This window comes from Ruegeria sp. BA12 (assembly GCF_056539625.1).
This window is the reverse complement of record NZ_JBQFVF010000005.1, coordinates 105,431-126,835: the sequence shown is the minus strand read 5'-3', so window position 1 is coordinate 126,835 and position 21,405 is coordinate 105,431. Positions and strand designations below refer to the sequence as shown.

Below are 21,405 nucleotides of genomic sequence, written 5' to 3'. Positions count from 1 at the left end.
AACAACGGCCGGATCGTCGGCCAGAAGCGACAATTGAAACCAAAGCACGTCTGGCTAAACCGCACTGCGGACAAAGCGGCCTTTGGTTCTCCAAACAAATCGGACATTTTTGGTTTTAGACTAGGCGGTTGTGTAGAGTGACAGGATTACTTGTCTTCTCTTCCGTAAGCACAAAATCTCAATTGGCACCCTCATTGGAAGCTGAGGAGGCCGCTACCAATCGAATTTCCATCATATCTTTAGGTCCAGGCGCGGCTTCCAAAAAGGGCGGAAGAGTTCAATCTTGGGGCATCGGTTCATCACGACTTTAAGGCCCGCCGCTTCGGCGAGTTGCGCTGCTTGGTCGTCGTACACACCGATTTGACCCCAAAGAACTTTTGCCCCGATTGCGATAGCCTCCTCGGCAAAGCCATATAACTCTTCCTTTGGGCGGAAGACGTCAACCATATCAACATGTTTGTCGATCTCTTCTAGCGAGTGGTAGACCTTGAGTCCTCTAATTTCCGAAACATTCGGGTTAGGATTCACCGGTACAATATCATAGCCGATTTCACTGAGCTGTCGCAGAACGCCATAACTGAATTTTGTTTTGTCCGCGCTAGCCCCCACCATTGCAATGGTTTTGACCGACTGCAGGATGTCGGCTAGGTACTTGGGGTCGTAATCGTAGATGCGATCAATATCTGCTTCGGGCATCGGTTAACCTTCCTTCGGCGTCGCAATGTCAGCCTTGAGTTCGTGGGGTTTGAGTGGGTCGAGAAACGGATTGCGGTACAGTTCGTCATGGCTCTCGACCCCTATCTCAAGCGTGATGTCGGATGTTGGGCGTGCCACGCAAAGGATCACATAGCCGTTCGCGATTTGCCGATTATTCAGCGCAACCTGTCGGCGTTGATCGATCGCGCCAGTCTTTAGTTTTGCCGCGCAGGTAATGCAGCCGCCATACTTGCACCCAAAAGGCAAGTCGACGCCCTGTTCTCTCAGCGTTTCCAAAAGTGGACGCCGCGCATCCACACAGTATTGCGCGCCATCTCTGTTCGCGATCGTCACGGTATACATAGTCATAGCCAGATGTCGCTTGTGCAATCACCGCCCGGATACCGGCTCTCGTGACAGCGCGATGGACCATTCGGTTCTTTGCCAAAGTCCACAATGAAATCCTCGTTGATCTTCATGCCACCGTTTTCAGGGTCGCAATCGATCATCACCATAACCCCGCCCTTTTCGCGGATCTCGGGATAGAACTGGTTATCCCAAGTCGAAAACAGCGAGGTCGTGACATAAAGCCTTCGTCCGTCGAGAGAGAGCTGGAACATTTGCGGACCACCCGCGACCTCGACCCCGTTAACGATCGGAGCTTTACCCAAAAGCCCCCCCATAAACACTTGGCCGGTCAGCTTGGGATTATGCGGGTCGGTGATGTCATACTGGCGCATATCTCCGTGCAGCCAATTATTCAGGTACAAGTATTTGTCGTCCATCGAGATCAGGATCGCCGACATAACCCCCGGCAACGGGATCGGCCATTCGGGGTGCATCTCGTTTTCCACGTCGATGATCTTTTCCCACCGCCACTTTTTAGCATCGTCTTGCCACCAATGGATCACATTGGTCGAAAGAGCTGCGCCACAGAACCCATGCGTGCTGTCGGGGTCATGGTGGAACTTGACTTCCAGTGGCAACAGCCCGTCTTCACCCAAATAGAAGCTTTCGACCGGTTCGCGCTTTTCGAAATCCCAAAAATGCAGCTCCCGCCCATATTTCAGATGGCCCACTTCTTCCAGATCGAAGCCCGGCATGAAGGTATTGGGCGCAGCCCATTCGGAACTGACCATCACGTTGTGGCGCGGTTGGTACCAGAAATCGTAGCCAAACTTGATATCGCCCATCGAGGTTTCCCAGCGACCGACGATGTTGAACTCTTTGTCGAGATGCAGATAGCCTCCAGGAGCTTCACCCTTGGCATTTCCAAGGAAGGAAATGATGATTTCCGATCCCAAACAATGCACCGTATGCGGGCCCGATAAATCTGCCTTGGCCTTGATCTCGGCCCCGTCGATGACCTTATGCAACCGCGGCGCACGCGGGTCAGTGGCTGTATCAACGATATGAAGGTTGTTAGAGCGTACGCCTGGCAGGATCAGGTATTTGCGGGACATCGAGCCGTCGTCGTGACAGGACGAACAGGCGTTCCACCCCATATGGTGAAGCTCGTCCCCAATCCCCGGCATTTCCAGCCTATTGATTACCTGAGAATAGGTCGGGCTGTCAGGGTCGACATCCACAGTAGCAAGGTAATCAGGTTTCTGGATCCCTGTCCCGGTGTAGATGGCGATCGTGTAGAGTAGCTTTTCTCGGGGGGCTTTGATGGCTTCTTGCGGACTCTTGAAGCCCGGTCCACAGCATTGTCCATCCATCGTGTGCTCCTCCCTTGATTCCCTAAATTGTATCGTATATCGAAAACTTAGTTATCATAAAGTGAGAAAAATGCATCTCGAACGATTAGCGCTGATTTTGGAAATCGTGGGTCAAAAAGGACGTGCGTCCGTAGCGGATATCTGTGCCCAGTCCGATATACCTAAACCGACGGCCTACAGACTGGTTCAAGACCTTGTTTTGTCCGGCCTCCTTGAATCACCAACCCGCGGTGAGTTCGCGATTGGGATTAGGCTAAAGCGTATTACGTTGAGCGATCACTCTGATCCCGCTCTTTTACAGGTGATTGCGCCTGTCCTCTCTGGCGCCGCGAATGACTATGGCGCTGCGTTCTTCTTGTCTCGGCTACGGGGCCATTGGGTTGAGATTATTCATGTGGAGACACCGCAGACGGGCGTGTCTTTTCTTCATCCAGGCATGGGCAAACGACCAATGCACGCGTGCTCTTGCGCCAAGGCAATCGCCGCCGTGTCGCCTGAGCTGCTGTCTCAAGACCGATTGGATGGGCAGCTTAAGCGGTACACAGATCGCACGATCACAGACCCTAAGGATTTGGCCGCGGAACTCGATGTCATTCGAGCCAAAGGGTATGCCGTATGTGTTGAAGAGCTCGAGCGCGGGATCAGTTCTGTCGCAACAACGCTGACCAAAACAGGTGTTGGTGCGACGCTTTCAATCGGCGCTACCGCGTCTCTTCGGGTGTTTACACCTTCGAAGCGAGAAAAGATTGGCCATACACTTACCACAATGTCACACGAACTTGCACGCGCGCTAGGATGGGGTGAAGCAGATAAAGAAAGGATACCCGCTTAGGTTCATGGGTATCGCAGTGCTGTAGGTTAACGCTATCCAGCAGGACAGGTGTGTATTGCGACCTTCGCCGCTTTTAGGTCAATGAAGGAGACAAATATGGACGATGCAATGTTTGGTGTGTTCTTCGTGATCAACGTAAAACCTGAGTATCGGCAGCCCTTTTTGGATGCCAGCATCTTCCAAGCGCAAAATGTTGTCAGTGAAGAACCCGAAGTTTTCCAGTTTCAAATTATGGTGGATGAAACAAACCCAAATCGTTTCTATTTCTACGAAGTGTTCAGGAACGAAGCCGCGGTCCAAGATCATTGGGAATCTGAAACCTTCAATAACTGGTTAAACACTGTCCGAAAGATGCTGGATGGTGAGATCGAACTTGTTGCCAGGATGCGCTCGCTTTTTCCGACGCCAAAAGGTTTCGAGGCGCAAAAAGCAAGCCTGCTACTATGGTAAAATTGACCGACGTTTGAAATTTTCGTCCGTGCGAGAACATTACGGGTTTTGGTGCTGGTCCGCTTTGGACTCGATGCGATCATGCGATGATATTTCGAGAGCGTCTTCGATGCGCTCGAAGCTGACACCCGACAGATTTGACTGAACAGCTGCCAGCCTATTTTAGAGAAAAAGGGAATTTCGTATGAACAGATGGATTTATTTTGGGTTCGCGTTGCTGGTTTCAGCGTGCAGCCCACCTACACAGGCTCCATTGGTCACTGACGCGAACGGTCAGACTGCCATCCAAATCAACACAAGCGGGCTGACATGCTACGGGTCGACCTGTCTGGAGATCACAAGAGGCAGCGTTCGCGCGATCGGACACAAGAGAGCGCGGATCCCAAAAGGTATCGATGTCAGCAGCGGCACCGTCACCCCAGACGAGTTCAAGCGGATGCGCCAATCAGCGATGCTGGCGGGGGGACCCGGTTCTGGCAATCGGTAAAGGAAGGAGAGGTCGTGATATGTTCAACGATGACGTCCAGGCACGATGCCCGGAATGCGGATCGCCGGATACGCTGGTTTCGGGTGAGAAGGCTGCCGGCAATGCATGTGGGTACGAGGAGTCTTTTCTGTTCGATGAGGAGGTGCGCGACGGAGCGCATGAGGTTGTGGCCAACGCGCAGAAAATGGCACGGACGAGAGACGTTCTGCAGCGATGGGATTTTGCAGGGTAAATGGGTGGCTGAGGGGGCCAGAAAACCAGAAAAGTGAAAACGCGCAGTGCGGGCCTCTCAGGAACGAAACAAGGGCCGCGCCTGTCATGAGATGAAAAATCCGTTAACCCCTCTTTGAATGGGCGTAGAAGGGGTTACTCTGCTGCAACTTGCTCGTTAGGGCTCAAACGCTTCATTCTGCGCGGGCTGCGCTGTAATCCTCGTCTGAGACATGCTCCATCCAATCCGCAGTCTTGCCTTCAACAGAGGTCTGCACAGCCAGATGGGTCATCGCACAGTCAGGCGACGCGCCGTGCCAATGCCGCTCTCCTGGCGCGAACCACACCGTATCGCCAGGGCGCAACACCTGCACTGGCTGCCCCTCAGACCCAGCCAGGCCCAAGCCCGACAAAACATGCAGCGTTTGACCGGCAGGGTGCGTGTGCCAAGCTGTCCGTGCGCCGGGCTCAAAAGTCACCGTAAGGATCTTGACCGGCGAGGGATCATTCCCTGTTACAACGGGATCAAAGCGGACCGTACCGGTGAAATACTCATTGCCGGGAAATTGAGAGGGCCGGTCCCCGGCGCGGTGAATCTCCATGATGTGCTCCTTCGATGCGCTGCTCTTGGCGACTTAGCAGAGTTCCGATTTCAAACCCAGAGGTGCGCCGGGTCGACGCGGCCATCAGAGCGCCATTGTCGAATGCCCAGAATGCGACTGGAACCGGTGATCGGATTGAACAGGACCTACGGCCGAGTTGCAGACAAAGCCGTCTCAGGCTGGCGCTGGAGATTTCGCATTTCCACCGACAACCCACAAACACAACACCGCAAGCAAAACCTCTATCGCAAATGCGGCAAGAATGTTTTCGGAAGGCCAACCATCGAGGACGAAACTGATTGTCCTGCCCACGGCGAAAGATGAGAAAACCGTAACCCCAAGCAAGGCTGAGGCCTGGACCAACTTTTGGTAAAAGGCTCCGCACAAAATGATCAGGCCAAGTACCGCGAGATTGGCAGCAGGTGCACGCAACTCACTCATCAGGTTTGGCTGCGGCGAGAGTACGATGCCGTAATTAGCGTAGAAAGACTGTGGGTCCAGAGTAATGGCCAGACCTATTGCGAATGCAGTTAATCCGGACATGCCCAAGATAAGCCTGCCTCTAAGTTCAAGTTTCATGTTTGTCTCCAATTTCCTTTGGCCTGCCTCAAGCGGCTTTGGTCCACGCGCCAGACATTTCAGCTTTGTTTGCGAAGTCGGCGAAGTCGCGTGGTGCGCGTCCAAGCGCACGCTGGACACCGTCCGCCAGGTTCGCATTGCGCCCGTCCAGCGTTTCACGCGCGATGTCCGTGATCACATCAGCAATCATCTCGCCATTCGCGTGCGCGATTTCCGCGTGGAAGTCTTCGAATGAAATTGGCAGGTATTGCACAGTCCTGCCCATGGCGCGCGAAAGCTCTGCGGCCATGTCGGCAAACGTCATGAGACGTGGTCCCGTGACCTCGTACAGTTCGCCGTCGTGTCCTTCTTCTGTCAAAGCAGCTACGGCAACATCGGCGATGTCGTCCACGTCGATGATCGGTTCGCGTACTTCGCCGGCGGGCATCGGCAAGACACCTGCCATGACCGGACCAAGCAATGCCCCTTCAGAGAAGTTTTGTGCAAACCATGCTGCACGAACGATAGTGAACGGAACTCCGGAATTGCGTACGACTGCTTCCGCTCGTTCCGCATGAAACTCGCCACGCCCGGTTAGCAGAACAAGACGCTGTAATCCCTTTTCACGAGCCAATGCTGTGAAGGCTTCGACTTGCTCAACCGCGCCAGGAAAAGCGATGTCAGGAAAGTAAGAAATATAGGCAGCCGAAACGCCTTCCAGGATTGCGGGCCAGGTCTGCGGTTGTTCCCAGTCAAATGGCGTTTCACTGTTCCGCGATCCGCGCCGGACTGTCTGCTCTTTTTCTTCCAGACGTGTCGCGATCCGCGATCCGGTTTTACCTGTTGCGCCAAGTACGAGAATGGATTGCTGTGTCATTGGTCATCTCCTTGAGTTCAGTTGATGGCCCGAAATTAAGCAATCATAAGAGATGTTCTATTCTTCAAAATCCCGCATTCTTATCCAATCGTCCAAACCGAATAGACGAACAGGTGGATTTCGTCCAATCTCATGACATGAACCAGTTTGACCCTCATGTCCCCGACCCCGATGCGCTGGCGCAGCCGATTGGCGATCCGCTGGGGGAAATCCTTCATCTTCTGAAGCTCACCGGCACATTCTACTGCCAGTCGCGCATGTCCGCTCCTTGGGGCGTGTCCATACCAGGCTTTCCCGACATACTGAGCTTTGCGGTCATTACGCACGGGCGTTGCTTCATGAAGGTCGGACAAGATGACCCCTTTGAGGTCGAAAAAGGCGACCTGGTCTTGATGACCAACGGTGCGCCCATCGGTTTTTTCAGCTCGGAAGACACGCCGCTTTTGACGCTGGAAGAGTTGCCCATTCGCAAGGTGACCGAGCTCTATGAAACACTGGAATACGGTGGTGGTGGAGCGGAGACGGGCATCATGTACGGCCTCGTCCGGATCGATCACGCCGCCAGTGGTATGTTGATGGGCTTGCTTCCGGATGTGCTCAAAATCGACCCGTGGGAAGAGGATGCCGGAAGCTGGCTACAGGCGACTTTGCAATTCATCGCAAAAGAGGCGCGGGAATTGAGACCGGGTGGCGAAACCGTGATTACGCGCCTGGCAGATGTCGTTGTCATCGAGGCCATTCGTCGTTGGCTGAACAGCGCACCAGACGCAAACCGCGGCTGGTTGAAAGCGGCGCGAGACCCGCAGATCGGGCGCACGATAGTCGCCATTCACCGTACGCCTGCTGCGGCTTGGACAGTCGAGTCTCTCGCGGAGGTTGCTGGTATGTCCAGATCCGCGTTCGCGGCGCGGTTTACTGGGTTGGTAGGCGTTCCAGCAATCCAGTATCTTGCAACGTGGCGTATGCACCTGGCCAGCGAAAGGTTGGTGTCCACCGATCAACCAATCTCGCAGATTGCCGCTGACATCGGATACTTGTCAGAGCCTGCGTTCAACAAAGCCTTCAAACGGGTATTTGGCGTGCCACCGGGAAAAATCAGGAAGAACGGAATTCACTCCGTATCCAGGCGAAACTTGAGAAACTGAGCATCTTCGTATTCGATCTCGCCGATGCGTTTGGCACCGAGTTTCCGGAGTGCACCCAGATTATTTCTACTTGGTGGCAGCAGAAACGTGACAAAGGGGATACGTTTGTCAGCGATCGCAAAGTCGATTGCCATTTTGGCAATCCGTTTCCCAAGTCCAAAGGCGTCGGGCCGCAAAACCAACCCAAAATCCCACTCGTCACCTTCTTTTTGAAAGCCCCCCCAACCAACATACCGACCGCCTGACAAAAACGCCCAATGTCCAAGACCGTCCCGCGCCCAGTAGCCTTCCTTTTTGGCGATAAATTCTCTTGCGACCTCAACATTCCATTTGAACGTCAAAAGCGGCATATGCTCTGCTACCCGGGGGTCGGACATATGAACCGCAATGTCATTCGGATCGATTTCCGAAAGGCGTGCAAATGAAATCCCATCTTTCATCATTGTACTCACTTGATGGCCCGAGCTGTCCCTTGCATGCAAAGTAATTAGGGCGCGAATACTGTTTCACAGCTTTCTCGCGACAATGTACCGGCTCGGCAATAACCCGGCTTGATCCGCTGTCTCAACGATATCGAAGCCCGCACGTTCAATAGCGTCCTGGAGTTCAGCTGCGGATACAAAATTTACGAACGGAGCTTTCCCGAGCACCTGCATAATCGGGATCGCTATTCGGCTGATTATGCCATATTTGAACCCTCCGCTCTCTGGAGCGCAGACGGTCTTGGAAATGAATACCCCACCGGATTTTGTAAGGGTCGCAATGTGTTCGAGTGCATGGCCCATATCGGGGACAAGGTGCAGTAGATTATGTGCGAGGACAGCGTCGTAAGAACCGTCGTTAGGATCGTGCTGCAGAACCTCGGCCACTTTGAACGTTACATTCTCCAGCTCTTCTTCAGCGAGTTTCTCGTTGGCGATTTCGATCATCCCCGGTGCGAGATCGGAGGCAGTGACTTGAGCCACATGTGGTGCCAGTAGCAACGCGGTTGACCCCGTCCCACACCCGATTTCCAGCACGCTGTCTTCGGCTTGCAGGTAGGACTTTGTACGTTCAAGCGTGTTCAGATACCCTTCCATGTTCCGGATAGGATCAGCCGCATATTTGCGCGAAATCTTGCTCCAGAACGCGGCATCTTTGGACAATGCAGCCATATCGTTTCTCTTTTCCTTGGTGTCACCGCAGCCAATATCTTAAAACGCCGATTTATTAAATTGCCAGATATTGCAGAACTGTTATGCATTAATGCATGAATTGGAACGCTATCAATTTCGATTGGAACCAGGCACGGTCCTTTCTTGCAACGGCAGAAGAAGGTTCGTTTTCCGCCGCGGCGCGCGTGCTTGGGCAGACCCAGCCAACCGTCGGTCGTCAGGTCGCCGCGCTGGAACAGGCGCTTGGCGTCACCTTGTTTGAAAGGGTTGGCAAGTCGCTGAATCTGACAACAGCCGGTGCTGAGCTTTTGGTGCATGTCAGTGAAATGGCAAATGTCGCGAACAAAATTTCTCTGACCGCAACAAGCCAGTCACAAGCAGTTGAAGGGCAAGTCAGGATCACTGCTTCCGACGTGATGTCAGCCTATCAGCTACCGCCTATTCTCAAACAGATCAGGCTCGCGGCACCGCGGCTTGAGATCGATGTTGTCGCAGCAAATGACATACGAGACATACAGCGGCGCGAGGCAGATATCGCAATTCGGCATGTGCGCCCGACACAGCCGGACCTGATTGCAAAGCTCGTGGCAGAAGCGACGGCACATTTTTACGCTGCCCCTTCATACCTCGAACAGGTTGGGCGACCACGAAATGAAGACGAACTTGCTAAGTTGGATTTCGTCGGCTTTGGCGATGTTGACACGATGATTGGATTTCTCAATCCGGCCGGCATCGAAGTAACCCGCAAGAATTTTCGGATTGGATCGCAGAGCGGGATAGTGTCATGGGAGTTTGTGCGCCAAGGCTTCGGCATTAGTGTTATGTCAGACGATGTGGCGGCCCTGACACCCGGTGTGGAGCGTGTTCTGCCCGAACGCGAGCCGTTCAAGTTTCCTATCTGGTTGGCCACACACTCTGAGTTACAAACAGCGCGAAGGATCAGGTTGGTATTCGATCAGCTCGCAGACCATCTCGGCTCGCGGACAAATTATTGAACGTGAGTTGGTCTGGTGTGTGAACTGGAACCTGCTTCGGGCTCAAGGCAGTCATCTGAGTCTTTCTGTCAGATGACGGCTTAGGAACGGATAGCGGTCATTGTTGGTGGTCATTCCGAGGAATTTCGCCTGAAGGTCTGCATTGAACGCGCAGCGGACGTTCGCTGAAATCTGCTGAACGGCAGAAATGCGGGACGAAGCCGCCGCTGCGAGATGCTGGGTGAAGGTCCGCTTTGGTTAACTCTGGGAGTGGTAGCACAATGTAGAGGACGGCCGGATGAGGTCCACACAACATTGCCAAATTATTCAATGCAGGATGACTGCCTAAACGCGGCTATGGGGATCAAAGTTTGCGAAAGGTCTGCCGAGAATCCGCCACTGTTTTCATCGATCAACCCAGCCATTTGGAATAGTCGCTGACCAACAGATGTGTCGGAGCGACATCCTCCTGAATCTCGGCAAATCGGCCAATTGGGTCACGAAAAATATTGTCGGTCTCGTCGTCATTGACGGTCGAGACCTCGCCTATCAGCACATCCCCGCCTTCGCCCCAGAACGCGTGCCAATCACCAGGACGCAGGGTAACGTTTTCACCCGGTGCCAGGCGCGGCTTCTCGCCCGGTTGATAATGATGTCGGAAGCCGTCCAGCCATACCACACCGCCGCGATCCTCTGCAAAACCACCCGCGTTGCCTGAGCCGAAAAGCTCAACAATCAGAGTTGCGCCACCGCGGTTGATGATATCCTCAGCTTTCAGAACATGCGTGTGCATGGGCGACAGCTGGTCCTGCCTTGAAATCAACAGCTTCTCGGCGTAGCACATGCCGCCGCCCTTGGCCAAATCACTCTGTAACCGTTGCGTAGGGTAAAGAGGAACAGGCCCATCTTGTCAAAATCACCGTCACCATAATCGGTGATGTCCCAACCGCACCTTGCATCAATCACGTGACGGGCATCACTTTCACGGGCCTTAAACTCCTTGGGTGTCCAAAAGGCAAAGGGCAGCAACGTGAACCCGTGAGTGCGGATCATCTCATCTGCTTGGGCCATGATTTCATTGATGCGCGAACGCTTCATGCCGGCACTCTTTTGGTTTTGAGGATTTCGATTACCATGGCTGCGGTCCACGTAAAGCTGCCGCCGCCACAAGGTTCACCACTCATCGGGTCATAATATTCTGCAAAGCCGCTTTTCTGAATAAGCTTTAGGCTGTCGGCGAGGATGCGTTGTGCCATTTCCCCCTGCCCGGACTGACCTAGACCTTCAGCAATCAAATAATTTACGATTAACCATGTCGGCCCGCGCCAGTAGCGCAGGCTGTCAAAAGCGCCATCTGCCGGATCGTGACTGGGCACCAGATAGCCGCATCGCTGGCCCAACAAGGCGATCCTGCGTACCAACTCCTCAGCGCGGCCATGAGGGACATCGGCAATTGCTGCGAGTAGCCCTGCTACCGTGGGCGTGCTCTGCAGATGACCAGCAGCGCGGTTGTAACACGTGTATTGTCCAAGTGTCCGATTCCAAAGGCTTTCCAATGCCGCACGACCCTTCACGGCCATTGTTCGTGCCTCCGAAGCCATTGAGGTATCGCCCAGGACTTCGGCCAAATCCGCTACATCGTCGCAGGACCGTATCAGGATACCGTTGAAGCCCGGATCAACCAGCCGGAAGGGTGAGGCATCGTGGAGCTTCGCATTGTCCCAACCAAGCCCTCGGAAATGTTCAAGCAGCCAGATGTAACACTTGTATTGCTCGTCCGACGGGCGGTGATCAGGATTGGCGTGTGTCGTATCGCGCCGCGTAAATGGCGCGACGCCCTCGATCGGCATGGCTTCCAGCGCTTCATCCCAATCCACCGAGTTGTCTCGGCCAGACTCCCAAGGGTGAATGATTGCGACCAACCCCGTACCGTCGGGATCGCGGTCGCGATAGAACCATTGGTGCCACGCATGAACCTTTGGTAGGAGCTCAGCCAACCGTTCGCGCGCAACAGCCTTGTCGTTGGACCGATCGTAGAGCTTCCGCACAGCAAAGCCCGCGACCGCTGGCTGGGTGATGCCAGTCGTGGGTATAACTTGACCGGTTTTCCAGACTTCAGGGCCTGGGAAATATCCGTCATCGGGTTCATGAAAGATGATATGGGGCACCATACCATCGTCCCATTGATGAGCCATAAGAGTCTCGACCTCGACCCATGCCCGATTCATGTCAAAATGTGAGAAGCCAAGCGCGGACAATGCGCTGTCCCAATTCCACTGAAAGGGATAGAGGCCATGGGTGGGAACTGTATAGCTACCCCGGTCATTTCCTTCCATTACTTCACGAGCCTGATCAATCAGCGCTTGGCTCATATATCTTCTCCTTTACGCGACAGCCAAAGTGGTTTCGGGGTCAAACCAGCGACCCCGGCCTTCTTGCGGCGCCAGCGTAAGTACGTCACCAGGTTTCACGCTGAGCTCACTGTCCAGGACGGCGCGGAACTGGTGTCCGTCCACTTCACAAGTCACGAGCAAATGTGCGCCCAGAGGCTCCACTACTTTGGCTCGCGCTCCAAAACCCTGATCCGCAATGCGCAGATCTTCTGGACGGATGGCCCATTTAAGATCTTTTCCATTTGCCGGCCCGTCAAAGCTCTGTCCCGCCACTGTCCAGCGACCAGAGCCCGCAGCTTCAGCGGGGAGGAAATTCATCGGAGGGTTGCCGATAAAACTGGCCACAAACTCGGCCGCTGGATCCCTGTACACTTCGATGGGTGAGGCTGCCTGAACAATTTTGCCCTGATGCATAACGCTGATCCGGTCAGCCATGGACATAGCTTCGACCTGATCGTGTGTCACATAGATGGCGGTGGTTTTGCTTTCGGCCAGAACGCCTTTCAACTCGGCACGCATCTCCATGCGTAGGAGCGCGTCAAGGTTCGACAGCGGCTCATCCATCAGGATCACGTCCGGCTCCATTGCCAACGCACGGGCAACAGCGACCCGTTGACGTTGGCCGCCGGACAATTCTCCCGAATAGCGCTTTAGAAGCTGTTCGATATGCATCAGCCCAGCAGTTCTCTCGACCCGGCGTTTGACTTCATCATCGGGCAGCTTTTGCATCCGAAGACCAAAGCCAATGTTCTCGAACACAGTCAGGTGTGGGAACACCGCATAGTTCTGGAACACCATCGAGATGCCGCGATCTTTGGGCGACAGGTGATCTACCCGGCGGCCACCGATCCAGATTTCACCGGTCGTAGCCGTTTCCAACCCTGCGATAATGCGTAAAAGCGTAGATTTACCACAGCCCGAGGCGCCCAAAAGGACCATAAATTCCTGGTCTGCGATGGTCAGGTTGATGTCGTGAAGAGCCTGGTAAGATCCAAAGTTCTTGGCGACGTTCTTGATCTGTATTTCAGCCATAACAGTTTCCTTTCAGCCACCGCTCAGCGGTTGGCGATGCCCCACATCGCAAAGAGATATTTGCGCACGGCGAAGATGAAGATCAGCGCAGGCACCACGAGGATAAAGCCGCCTGCAAATTTCAGGTGCAAAGGGGCCTCGCCCAGGGTCTGCAACAGGAACGCGGGAAGCGTCCGGTTCTCGATGGTCAGAACGGCGGCCGCGAACACTTCGTTCCACGAGATCACAAAGGCGAAAATCGCCGAAGCTGTGATCCCTGGTAGCACCAAAGGCAGGATCACCTTGGTGAATGCGGTCAGCCGTGTGCAACCCAATGTCCAGGCTGCTTCTTCGAGCTCCAGCGGGATACCCGAGAAGAGCGAAAAGGTGATGAGCACCGCGAAGGGGATCGCCAACGTTGTATGAACCAGCGCCAGACCAAAAGCCGTATCATCCAAGCCCGTACGGATGAAGAGAACTGCCAAGGGTAGTGCCAAAAGCGGAAGCGGGAAGGCCCGTGTCAGCAGGATCAGCAGTCGGAACAGTTCTTTCCCTCGGAAGTCGAACCGCGATAGCGCGTAGCCCGCGGGGGCGCCTATGGCGATGGACATCACCATCGTCATCAAAGCCACCACAACCGAGTTCCAAAGCGCCCTCAGCATCCCCTGGAACCCCATAAAGAACTCCAAGGATCCCATATTGAACTCCGGAATGAAGCTCTTGGGAAAACTGTTCACCGTATCCGGTGAAGACATCGTGTTCACGAACAGTAGGTAGAGCGGAATAATCACCCAAGCGCACAGCAGGATAACCCCAGCCCGATAGAGCCCCCTTCCCGCTTTGCGGGCGTCAGAGGCCACAACGTCTGCAACTGCCGTCATATCGTGGCTCCTTTCGGGACGCGCAGAGCGCGCATGATGATCAGAGTGAAGACGATCGAGATGATCAGAACGATGATCGCCAGCGCTGCTGCTGCTCCGCCATTCTGCAAGTCAAACTGATAGGCGTAGATTTCGCCCATAAGCACCGGGAATATCGTTCCCCCAAGGGCTGCGACCACAGCGAAGACTTCAAAGGCCAGAATGACACGCAGGACCAGGGCAGTTTGCAGCGATGGGCGCAGAAGCGGCAAAGTGATCCGGGTGAACTGTTTCCAGCGCGAGGCGCCAAACACATCCGCAGCCTCGTAGTATTCCTTGGGGATCAGACCGATGCCCGCCACAAGGATCACAAGCATAATCGCGGTCGCACGCCAAATCTCGGCAAGCATAATCGCCAGGAACACAACCCAGGGTGTTTGATAACTCAGCAAACTTACAGGTTGGTCAGTGACACCAAGCCCTACCATCATCGAGTTCAGAAAGCCCGACTGCTCGAAGATCGCCAACCAGATGATACCTGCAGCAAGGTCAGAAATTCCCAAGGGAATGGTCCAAATATACAGAACCAGATCACGGCCCTTTTGCATCTTCGTGACCATCGTGGCCATTAGAAGTGACAGCGCCAGCTGAATTGGCACCACGGCTGCGGCCAGAAGAAAAGTGTTCTTCATCGAAATCGGGAACTTCCAGTAGCTCACAACCTCGCGAAAGTTATCCAGTGAGAATCCGTTCTCAGTTCCAAACGCCTGCTGCGCCACTAGCGCAAACGGGTATAGGAAAAACAGGCAGAGAAACAGGGTCACCGGGAGGATCAGAAAGTAAGGCAATAGCCGCGCTTCCATCGGACCGCTCCTTTAAGTTGGGGATTTGCTGGGGAGCCGGGCCACAGCTTCCGCGGCCCGGCAGTCATGGAAGGTCTTACTCGACCGGGCAGGCACCTTCCGAAGGCGCATCTGGTGCCCAGCAAGGCGCGCCGGTTTCGGCCATGATCTTTTCCAGCTGTTTCTTTTGATCTTCCAGAACCTGCTCAATGGGTTGACCAGCCAAAACAATGCGTTCGAATGCATCCACGTATACACGGTTGAAGTCGCCGCCCATGCTACCCAGACCAGCGGGTAAAAGGCCGGGATTAGCATCCGCCGAGCTGCTCATCTTAGCAACCGCTTCGCCGGCAGCTTTGACCGAAGGAGGTAGGTCGTCTGGTAGCTCAACATCAACCACAGGGAAGAAGTTAGTGGCTTTAAGGGTTGCGATCTGTGTCTCGGGCTGCATCAGATAAGTCACCAAAGCTTTGGCACCTTCGGCATCCGGCGCGGTGCGTGGGATGGCAACACCTGCCAAAACAGGCATGAAGCCACGACCAGTCGGTCCAGCAGGCGCCGGGAAGGCGACGAAATCGTCGGGACGCTCATTGAAAGCCTGCGCAAGGCGCGAAGTATGATCAAAGACAATCCAGGCATCGCCGTTCAACAGCTGCTCCTGCATGAATGAGAAGTTGGTTGATGCGGGGTTCGTATGGCTCCAAAGTTCTTTGAACTTTTCCCATGCCGTCACAGCCTCGGGCGAAGCAAAGGTCCGCACAACACCGTTGGTGTAGGACGGGTAAAGATAACCTTGGAAAAAGCGGTGTTTCAGACCCTTGGGTCCCGCTGGAAAGCCGAACTTCTTCTGACCCGTCGCTTCTTCAACGTTCGCCGCCCACGCGATCAACTGGTCATAGGTCAGTGCATTGATGTCCGCACCTTCAGGCAGGTATTGCAGCGCTTCCGTATTGGCGGCCATGATATAGCTCGCCTGCATCCACGGCATATATTGCAGACTGTCGGTTCCCAGCTTAGCCAGATCATTGAAAGTGCCCGACGCCGACATGACGCCAAGATCGGAAAGGTCCATCAGGTCATCAGGGTTCATCGCCGAGAAGTTGCCATGCAAGGAACCCAGCAAGTCAATGCTGCCTGAGTCGGCTTGCAGCTCGGCTTGCAAGCGAGTGAGCCAGGGGCCATCTTCGTTCGGTTGGTAGTCCACCCCACCCTCGAAGCCACCAAGAACCTCAGTCCGCATAGCCTGCGCTTCTTCGGCGGGCCGGGCCTGGGTCGACCAGAACAGAGTTTCAGCTTGCACGGCAGCTGCGCCAACAAGCATCGCAACACCGGACACGGCACCCGACAGTTTCAGATGAATCGACATAATTTCCTCCCTATGTCTGAGGCTGACCGAAACCCGACAACCTCTCTCCCTCGCCGACACCTTTGGGTCAGTCTGCGGGCGAATGCAGTTAATATGATATATCGTTGTATCTTGAGTCAAGCCTGTTGCCGCCAAGCTTTCGCCATAATTTGCTTGCCAATTGCATACCCACTTGCGACTTTAGGCAAACGATATATCTAAACTGTGACCCATGAAGAAAAAACCCACCCTATCCAGCGTTGCCAAAGAAGCGGGCGTATCGGTTCCAACCGTTAGCCAAGTTATGCGTGACACCGGCCGAATTTCAGAGAAGACACGTCAGAAAGTCCTGAGCGCAGCCAAGCGTCTGCGCTACGTCCCAAATCAAGCGGCGGCTACAATGAGATCAGGGGACAATCGCGAGATCGGCTTTATCCTAAACAAATTGGCAAACCCGTTTAACGCAGAGGTTGTGAGTGGCGCCGTCGACTTGCTCGAATCCGAAGGGTTCATGGTGTCGATCCTCGATGCGCAAGGCGATCTTCAACGTCAAGACCGCCTTCTGGAAGCCTGCATCAGATTTGGCCGACGTGGTTTGATCTGGGTTCCGGCGCTCGACACAAGCGAAGTATCTATAGAGCTTCTGAATGCTCACGGTGTTCCCGCTGTGACATTCATGCGAAAGGTGTCGCAGTCTTTCGACCATGTCGGCATTCTAAATACCGAAGCCCTCGCACAAGCCACGCAGCACTTGATAGACTTAGGGCACAAGCACATCGCTTATTTTGGCGGCACCGAGCAATCGTCCGTGCGTGAAGAACGCATTGCCGGTTACCTTGGCACTTTAAAGCAGATGGATGACGTGCAGCCAATTGTCTGGCCATGCGATGAGAATAAGAGTGCTGGCGTTGACGCTATTGCCGCACTCCGTCACCAACACCCCGAGGTGACGAGTATTGTTTGCAACGGAGACGTTGTGGCGCTTGGCGCTTGCTTCGGCTTGATCCAGTCCGGATTGAAACCAGGGTATGACTTTTCGGTAGTAGGCTTCGATGACATCGAGGATGCGGCCGTCTCGACGCCCGGCCTCACGACCATGGCGATCGACCCGAAGAAGTTAGGCAAGCGGTTGGCCGAGGTCCTTCTGGACCGAATGCGAACACCCGATCTGCCAGTCCGTCATTTCGAGTATTCTGCGACTCTGACAATTCGAGGAACATCGGGAACAGCCCCTGACCACTAAAGTGTATATCTCAGTTGCTGTCGCAGGCGTTCATTGCAGTACCATGCGATGTTTGACATTTTGGGCTCGCTACGGACCTTCTCTGCACCAAGTCCGAATTGGCAGTGAGAGCCCTTAGCAGAAACTACGGCCGACATTACCGCCTGGCCGGTCTACGACTCCGGCAAATTGCGCGCACACGGCTAGGATGCGCGAACGTCCCAACCGACGGCGAAGCGGAAATCCGGTTCGCCCAAGGCACTCCTGTGGCGGGTCAGTTGGGCAATAAACGGAAGAAACCGCATAGTTTTTCGCCGACGCGATCTACTCTTGGATCATAAATGTTCTTGCAAGCCAGCGTATCGCTGGCTTTTTCTTTGCCATTGGAAGGAAAAACTTTGCTGCAAAAAAGGAATGTTGGGTGCAGCAATCGAGTTACCGCGCATTGATTTCATTGTGCTTTTTCGGGCGAAAAAGGAAAACCTTTGAGGGTCGAGCCAAATAAAACTGTTTGCATTTGAGCGGTGTAAGACAGCTGCTGCATAAAATTACCGTGGAAGCATATCTCTAACAATCGAGATATGGCATGCACGGCTGTTGTTGCCCCATGACAAGTACCTTATGCTACGCCACTAAAGGGAAGTGTCCGGTTTCGTGCTATGAGCGTAGCACGGGGCCCGTTACGGCCACGGACGAACCAAGATATTAGTCATAAAGGCAGCAAAAACGTCAGAGCCGCCCTGCCCCCAGTGACCGTCATGGGGAAGCCAGAGCTGCTTTAGCTGGCTACGAGGAACGCCCGTAAAGGCCGCGCCCCCATCGACGAACTCTGCGCCAATATGTTCGGCAAATGCACGCGCGTTTTCCCTCCGACACAGATCGGCGTTGACGGCGCCATTGATCAACCCCTCACGGCTCCAGATGTAGACAACAAGGATCGGGAGGTCACGGTCCTGTGCATAGCTCTTAATGGAATCGAAAAGTGCAATCCTGTCTGGGTCGCTTTCCCCCACACAAGCTGTCCGTTCCGCCCAGTCCTCGTCATTCCGCCCCCGGCGAAACTGATGGACGACCGGTGTAAGCAACGATTTGACTCGATCGAAAACCACGAAGCGCCAGACTGGGTGAGACATTTGTTTTCCGCGAAGAACTGCATCAAACTCTTCGGAAGAAACGATCCATGAATTCTCAGGACCCGCACCATCCAGTGTTTCCATTGCCTCTGCAAGGTCTTTTGGGTGGTCGTCCCGGCTCCAACCTGACACCTGCATGGCAGCGCGGCGATTCTGATCTCGGTAGTCAGCATATCTGAACCGGCGCCCGAGATCCCATTTCCAGACCGCAAAAATCAACCCATCGAGCTCATATGGATCCTGTTGAAGAATGCCATCAATGATACTGGCCCAGTTTCCAAGCCCCCAACCGTCACCTGAAAGGTTCAATAAGGCGACATCCTCGCCCTTCATTTTCAGCAAATCTTCGGCCCTGTCAGGCCAATTGTGCGAAAGATAATTTCCCGCAGTGAATGAATCGCCTAGAACAGCTAATACGCGCTGATCCGGCGACTTTTTTTCGGTTGGAAAATCGTCCCTGTCAGGAAATCCCTGCGCGTTTCCCTCTATCGTGCCCAAAGAGCTTAGCACACCGTAACTGATCTTAAGGTATCGCGACGGGGTTTCCGTAAGTTTATATCCCATTACAGGATCAAACTGGACAGTTTTGCCTGCCTCTTCCGCAACCCAGATTGATTGCCCGCTTGAGAAGTACACATATGTAGAGACGGTAATTTCACATATGCCATAGAGCCCCACCGCAACCAGAAAATTGATCAATAAAATTCTCAACACTGACATTATCAAAACGCCCCTAAATCTCCAGTGATCGCTGACACTAGTCTGAAAATTATAGCCAATGTACCGCCTAGGAATGCTGTTTTCCGACCACATCACATTAGCTCATGTGCGATTTCTTACAATTTAATTTCTGCACATGGGACGTGGGACCAAAACTTGGCGATAAATTTCAAGTTCCATTCAAACTGAGCCTTTCTTGGGCGGAGCATTCAGGGAGGTTATCCCCTCAAGCATTGCGACCTAAAGTCTTAGCTGTTGTCGTAGGCAAATATTTCTGTGAACCATGTTCCCGCGCGTCACGTTCGACCCAATTACAGAAACTAATTTCGCCAGGCAATTTGACAGATCACAAAACCGATGCTTACCTGAGCGCGACGCAAAACAGATAATCTAAATTTCCAAGCATTATCAGCGTTCTGAAGCACCATTCGTGGCGCCGTTAAAGCCAGACTTGAACCCTGGAGAATTTAAGATGGAATTGATCACTGAACAGCTCCGAGCCTTTCCGATCATGGCGCTTTTTCTCTGTCTTGGCCTGGGATACGGCGTCGGCAAGTTCCGGGTCGGCAAGTTCGAACTGGGTGGCATCGCCGGAACCTTGCTGGTGGCCGTTTTCGTGGGTCAGATCGGCGGTATCAACCTGAGTACGGATGTTCAGAACGTCTTTTTCTCGCTGTTCATTTTCATGGTCGGCTACAATGGCGGCCCGCAGTTTTTTGCGGCTCTGAACCGAACCGCCCTGACCAAGCTGCTGGCCGCGTTCATGATGACGCTATGGGGGCTGTTCTTCGTCATCGTCGTGGCTCGATTGGCGGGGTTGGACAAAGGGCTGGCCGCCGGGTTGGCCGCCGGAGGGTTGACGCAGTCAGCGATCATCGGCACCGCCGGCAATGCCATCGACTTGCTGGGGCTGGCAGCGGATGAGGCAGAAAAGCTGAAAACCAATATCGCGGTGGGGTATTCGGTCACTTATATCTTTGGCTCAATCGGTCCGATCCTAGCGGTCAGCGTTATCCCGATCATCATGCGTGTCGACCTGCGCCAAGAGGCAATCAAGCTGGCTCAGAAGCTCAGCGGTGGCGGTCGCAAGCTGGAGGAAGGTGAGTTCCTTCCGATGAACCGTTTTGATGCCCGCGCCTATCAGGTGAATGCAGACGCCGCGATTGCAGGCCAATCGGTCAAATCCATCGAGGGCAGCTATGACGGTGATCTGGTCGTCGAAAAGCTGCTGCAGGACGGCGTCCCGGTGGATCCGACGCCGGGTACTTTGATCAGCGCAGGGGACGTGATCGTGGTTTCTGGCCTGGTCGGAACGCTGACACAATTCGAAGGTACAGCTAGCGGTGAAATCGGAGAATACCCGCCCGAACTGACCGTTGTGGAAGAGCGCCGCAATGTCGTGGTCACCAACCGCAAACTGACCGGCAAGACGCTAGTGGAATTGCGCGAGGCGTTGACGGCGGATCAGCGGCGGGGCGTCCACATCTCAAAAATCATCCGCATGGGCCATGAAGTGCCAGTGCTGCACAACACCGAAATCCACGCGGGTGACGAAGTCAGCATTGTCGGTCACAAGGATGATCTGAACCGGGTTGCTAAAATGGCGGGCTATGTGCCGCCCGCAGCCTCGGTCACCAACTTCATTGCACTGGGGATCGGCGTGGCTGTTGGTTATCTGATCGGTGAGATCAGTTTTGTCATTGCCGGTACGAAAGTGGCGCTTGGGTCCGGTCTTGGTTGCTTGGTAACCGGGCTAATCATCGGATACCTGCGCATCCGGCGGCCCAAGATCGGTGGGATCAATCGTGGGGCTGCGAATTTCCTACAAAGCTTTGGCCTGGCCGTGTTCGTTGGGGTTGTTGGCCTGAACGCGGGTAAGCCTGCGCTTGAAGCCATTCAGCAATACGGGATCACCTTGCTGTTGTTGGGCGTCGTGGTCACACTGATGCCGATGATCGTGCAGTTCCCGATCAATTATTTCGTCTTGCGTATCAAAAACCCGGTCGAGGCTTGTGCAGTGGTGACAGGGTCGCGGTCGGGTAATCCCGGTTTTGCAACGCTTTTGGAAAAAGCCGGGAATGCAACCCCGACGCCCGCGTTTACGATGACTTATGCGGTGGCGAACATATTCCTGACACTCTGGGGTCCGTTGGTTGTGGCATTCGTGCCGTAA

Annotated in this window: 21 protein-coding genes and 1 pseudogene; 7 read left to right on the top strand and 15 right to left on the bottom strand. The window is 54.2% G+C overall.

The window, feature by feature from the left end:
• Window positions 1-231: 231 nt before the first annotated feature.
• From ACR0B0_RS11760 to ACR0B0_RS11750, 3 genes are read right to left on the bottom strand one after another with little or no spacing between them, the layout of a single operon-like run.
• A complete protein-coding gene (locus tag ACR0B0_RS11760) occupies window positions 232-696 on the bottom strand; it encodes a CoA-binding protein (protein ID WP_480647905.1) in 465 nt (154 codons plus the stop codon).
• Between the two features lie 3 nt (window positions 697-699).
• On the bottom strand, window positions 700-1,065 hold the full coding sequence (locus ACR0B0_RS11755) for a 2Fe-2S iron-sulfur cluster-binding protein (RefSeq protein WP_170350250.1): 366 nt from the start codon (window positions 1,063-1,065) through the stop codon (window positions 700-702).
• Complete coding sequence (locus tag ACR0B0_RS11750; RefSeq protein WP_170377337.1) at window positions 1,062-2,417, bottom strand: selenium-binding family protein; 1,356 nt, start codon at window positions 2,415-2,417, stop codon at window positions 1,062-1,064. The genes ACR0B0_RS11755 and ACR0B0_RS11750 overlap by 4 nt, the downstream gene beginning before the upstream one ends.
• A 70-nt stretch (window positions 2,418-2,487) precedes the next feature.
• Here ACR0B0_RS11750 and ACR0B0_RS11745 point away from each other — a divergent pair, with 70 nt between their 5' ends.
• The 3 genes from ACR0B0_RS11745 (at window position 2,488) to ACR0B0_RS11735 (ending at window position 4,418) form a co-directional block, all read left to right on the top strand.
• A complete protein-coding gene (locus ACR0B0_RS11745; protein WP_170411531.1) occupies window positions 2,488-3,249 on the top strand; it encodes an IclR family transcriptional regulator in 762 nt (253 codons plus the stop codon).
• A 96-nt stretch (window positions 3,250-3,345) separates the two neighbouring features.
• A complete protein-coding gene (locus tag ACR0B0_RS11740; protein WP_480647903.1) occupies window positions 3,346-3,699 on the top strand; it encodes a putative quinol monooxygenase in 354 nt (117 codons plus the stop codon).
• A 506-nt stretch (window positions 3,700-4,205) separates the two neighbouring features.
• Window positions 4,206-4,418 carry a hypothetical protein gene (locus ACR0B0_RS11735; RefSeq protein WP_170359648.1) on the top strand — a complete coding sequence of 71 codons (213 nt, stop codon included), beginning with the start codon at window positions 4,206-4,208 and terminating at the stop codon, window positions 4,416-4,418.
• A gap of 172 nt (window positions 4,419-4,590) precedes the next feature.
• Here the strand turns inward: ACR0B0_RS11735 and ACR0B0_RS11730 are convergent, their stop codons facing one another.
• The 3 genes from ACR0B0_RS11730 to ACR0B0_RS11720 form a co-directional block, all read right to left on the bottom strand.
• Complete coding sequence (locus ACR0B0_RS11730) at window positions 4,591-4,998, bottom strand: (R)-mandelonitrile lyase (RefSeq protein WP_170350246.1); 408 nt, start codon at window positions 4,996-4,998, stop codon at window positions 4,591-4,593.
• Window positions 4,999-5,172: 174 nt separating this feature from the next.
• Entirely contained in the window at window positions 5,173-5,577 is a 405-nt protein-coding gene (locus ACR0B0_RS11725; protein ID WP_480647901.1) for a DUF4345 domain-containing protein, read from the bottom strand.
• Between the two features lie 28 nt (window positions 5,578-5,605).
• Window positions 5,606-6,433: a Rossmann-fold NAD(P)-binding domain-containing protein gene (locus ACR0B0_RS11720; RefSeq protein WP_480647899.1), complete on the bottom strand. Its 828-nt coding sequence runs from the start codon at window positions 6,431-6,433 to the stop codon at window positions 5,606-5,608.
• A gap of 11 nt (window positions 6,434-6,444) precedes the next feature.
• On the opposite strand from ACR0B0_RS11720, the gene ACR0B0_RS11715 reads away from it, so the two are divergent.
• The gene (locus tag ACR0B0_RS11715; RefSeq protein ID WP_480647897.1) at window positions 6,445-7,578 is read left to right on the top strand and encodes an AraC family transcriptional regulator; all 1,134 of its coding nucleotides are present in this window, start codon (window positions 6,445-6,447) and stop codon (window positions 7,576-7,578) included.
• Here ACR0B0_RS11715 and ACR0B0_RS11710 read toward each other — a convergent pair.
• Both ACR0B0_RS11710 and ACR0B0_RS11705 read right to left on the bottom strand, forming a co-directional pair.
• Window positions 7,545-8,018, bottom strand: coding sequence for a GNAT family N-acetyltransferase (locus tag ACR0B0_RS11710; RefSeq protein ID WP_480648036.1), 474 nt, complete (start codon window positions 8,016-8,018; stop codon window positions 7,545-7,547). The genes ACR0B0_RS11715 and ACR0B0_RS11710 overlap by 34 nt on opposite strands.
• A 66-nt stretch (window positions 8,019-8,084) precedes the next feature.
• Window positions 8,085-8,732 carry a class I SAM-dependent methyltransferase gene (locus tag ACR0B0_RS11705; protein ID WP_480647895.1) on the bottom strand — a complete coding sequence of 216 codons (648 nt, stop codon included), beginning with the start codon at window positions 8,730-8,732 and terminating at the stop codon, window positions 8,085-8,087.
• A 95-nt stretch (window positions 8,733-8,827) separates the two neighbouring features.
• Here ACR0B0_RS11705 and ACR0B0_RS11700 point away from each other — a divergent pair, with 95 nt between their 5' ends.
• Window positions 8,828-9,727, top strand: coding sequence for a LysR family transcriptional regulator (locus tag ACR0B0_RS11700; RefSeq protein ID WP_480647893.1), 900 nt, complete (start codon window positions 8,828-8,830; stop codon window positions 9,725-9,727).
• Between the two features lie 391 nt (window positions 9,728-10,118).
• On the opposite strand, the pseudogene ACR0B0_RS11695 reads toward ACR0B0_RS11700, so the two are convergent.
• The 6 genes and pseudogenes from ACR0B0_RS11695 to ACR0B0_RS11670 form a co-directional block, all read right to left on the bottom strand.
• A pseudogene (locus tag ACR0B0_RS11695) lies at window positions 10,119-10,804 on the bottom strand (D-lyxose/D-mannose family sugar isomerase).
• On the bottom strand, window positions 10,801-12,078 hold the full coding sequence (locus ACR0B0_RS11690; protein WP_170350240.1) for an MGH1-like glycoside hydrolase domain-containing protein: 1,278 nt from the start codon (window positions 12,076-12,078) through the stop codon (window positions 10,801-10,803). The pseudogene ACR0B0_RS11695 and the gene ACR0B0_RS11690 overlap by 4 nt, the downstream one beginning before the upstream one ends.
• A gap of 12 nt (window positions 12,079-12,090) precedes the next feature.
• Window positions 12,091-13,131, bottom strand: a complete 1,041-nt coding sequence (locus ACR0B0_RS11685; RefSeq protein ID WP_170350239.1) for an ABC transporter ATP-binding protein — start codon at window positions 13,129-13,131, stop codon at window positions 12,091-12,093.
• A 23-nt stretch (window positions 13,132-13,154) separates the two neighbouring features.
• Window positions 13,155-13,991, bottom strand: a complete 837-nt coding sequence (locus ACR0B0_RS11680; protein WP_480647891.1) for a carbohydrate ABC transporter permease — start codon at window positions 13,989-13,991, stop codon at window positions 13,155-13,157.
• On the bottom strand, window positions 13,988-14,833 hold the full coding sequence (locus ACR0B0_RS11675) for a carbohydrate ABC transporter permease (protein ID WP_170350238.1): 846 nt from the start codon (window positions 14,831-14,833) through the stop codon (window positions 13,988-13,990). The genes ACR0B0_RS11680 and ACR0B0_RS11675 overlap by 4 nt, the downstream gene beginning before the upstream one ends.
• A gap of 76 nt (window positions 14,834-14,909) precedes the next feature.
• A complete protein-coding gene (locus ACR0B0_RS11670) occupies window positions 14,910-16,178 on the bottom strand; it encodes an ABC transporter substrate-binding protein (RefSeq protein ID WP_480647889.1) in 1,269 nt (422 codons plus the stop codon).
• Between the two features lie 211 nt (window positions 16,179-16,389).
• Here ACR0B0_RS11670 and ACR0B0_RS11665 point away from each other — a divergent pair, with 211 nt between their 5' ends.
• Entirely contained in the window at window positions 16,390-17,400 is a 1,011-nt protein-coding gene (locus ACR0B0_RS11665) for a LacI family DNA-binding transcriptional regulator (protein WP_480647887.1), read from the top strand.
• A 659-nt stretch (window positions 17,401-18,059) separates the two neighbouring features.
• Here the strand turns inward: ACR0B0_RS11665 and ACR0B0_RS11660 are convergent.
• Window positions 18,060-19,232, bottom strand: a complete 1,173-nt coding sequence (locus ACR0B0_RS11660) for an SGNH/GDSL hydrolase family protein (RefSeq protein ID WP_170350235.1) — start codon at window positions 19,230-19,232, stop codon at window positions 18,060-18,062.
• Between the two features lie 472 nt (window positions 19,233-19,704).
• Here ACR0B0_RS11660 and aspT point away from each other — a divergent pair, with 472 nt between their 5' ends.
• The gene (gene aspT, locus ACR0B0_RS11655) at window positions 19,705-21,405 is read left to right on the top strand and encodes an aspartate-alanine antiporter (RefSeq protein WP_170350234.1); all 1,701 of its coding nucleotides are present in this window, start codon (window positions 19,705-19,707) and stop codon (window positions 21,403-21,405) included.

Excerpts from the sequence above, each read along its gene's own strand:
- ACR0B0_RS11760 (WP_480647905.1), bottom strand. The coding sequence starts at position 696 with ATGCCCGAAGCAGATATTGATCGCATCTACGATTACGACCCCAAGTAC.
- ACR0B0_RS11755 (WP_170350250.1), bottom strand. The coding sequence starts at position 1,065 with ATGACTATGTATACCGTGACGATCGCGAACAGAGATGGCGCGCAATAC.
- ACR0B0_RS11750 (WP_170377337.1), bottom strand. The coding sequence starts at position 2,417 with ATGGATGGACAATGCTGTGGACCGGGCTTCAAGAGTCCGCAAGAAGCC.
- ACR0B0_RS11745 (WP_170411531.1), top strand. The coding sequence starts at position 2,488 with ATGCATCTCGAACGATTAGCGCTGATTTTGGAAATCGTGGGTCAAAAA.
- ACR0B0_RS11740 (WP_480647903.1), top strand. The coding sequence starts at position 3,346 with ATGGACGATGCAATGTTTGGTGTGTTCTTCGTGATCAACGTAAAACCT.
- ACR0B0_RS11735 (WP_170359648.1), top strand. The coding sequence starts at position 4,206 with ATGTTCAACGATGACGTCCAGGCACGATGCCCGGAATGCGGATCGCCG.
- ACR0B0_RS11730 (WP_170350246.1), bottom strand. The coding sequence starts at position 4,998 with ATGGAGATTCACCGCGCCGGGGACCGGCCCTCTCAATTTCCCGGCAAT.
- ACR0B0_RS11725 (WP_480647901.1), bottom strand. The coding sequence starts at position 5,577 with ATGAAACTTGAACTTAGAGGCAGGCTTATCTTGGGCATGTCCGGATTA.
- ACR0B0_RS11720 (WP_480647899.1), bottom strand. The coding sequence starts at position 6,433 with ATGACACAGCAATCCATTCTCGTACTTGGCGCAACAGGTAAAACCGGA.
- ACR0B0_RS11710 (WP_480648036.1), bottom strand. The coding sequence starts at position 8,018 with ATGAAAGATGGGATTTCATTTGCACGCCTTTCGGAAATCGATCCGAAT.
- ACR0B0_RS11705 (WP_480647895.1), bottom strand. The coding sequence starts at position 8,732 with ATGGCTGCATTGTCCAAAGATGCCGCGTTCTGGAGCAAGATTTCGCGC.
- ACR0B0_RS11700 (WP_480647893.1), top strand. The coding sequence starts at position 8,828 with ATGAATTGGAACGCTATCAATTTCGATTGGAACCAGGCACGGTCCTTT.
- ACR0B0_RS11690 (WP_170350240.1), bottom strand. The coding sequence starts at position 12,078 with ATGAGCCAAGCGCTGATTGATCAGGCTCGTGAAGTAATGGAAGGAAAT.
- ACR0B0_RS11685 (WP_170350239.1), bottom strand. The coding sequence starts at position 13,131 with ATGGCTGAAATACAGATCAAGAACGTCGCCAAGAACTTTGGATCTTAC.
- ACR0B0_RS11680 (WP_480647891.1), bottom strand. The coding sequence starts at position 13,991 with ATGACGGCAGTTGCAGACGTTGTGGCCTCTGACGCCCGCAAAGCGGGA.
- ACR0B0_RS11675 (WP_170350238.1), bottom strand. The coding sequence starts at position 14,833 with ATGGAAGCGCGGCTATTGCCTTACTTTCTGATCCTCCCGGTGACCCTG.
- ACR0B0_RS11670 (WP_480647889.1), bottom strand. The coding sequence starts at position 16,178 with ATGTCGATTCATCTGAAACTGTCGGGTGCCGTGTCCGGTGTTGCGATG.
- ACR0B0_RS11665 (WP_480647887.1), top strand. The coding sequence starts at position 16,390 with ATGAAGAAAAAACCCACCCTATCCAGCGTTGCCAAAGAAGCGGGCGTA.
- ACR0B0_RS11660 (WP_170350235.1), bottom strand. The coding sequence starts at position 19,232 with ATGTCAGTGTTGAGAATTTTATTGATCAATTTTCTGGTTGCGGTGGGG.
- aspT (WP_170350234.1), top strand. The coding sequence starts at position 19,705 with ATGGAATTGATCACTGAACAGCTCCGAGCCTTTCCGATCATGGCGCTT.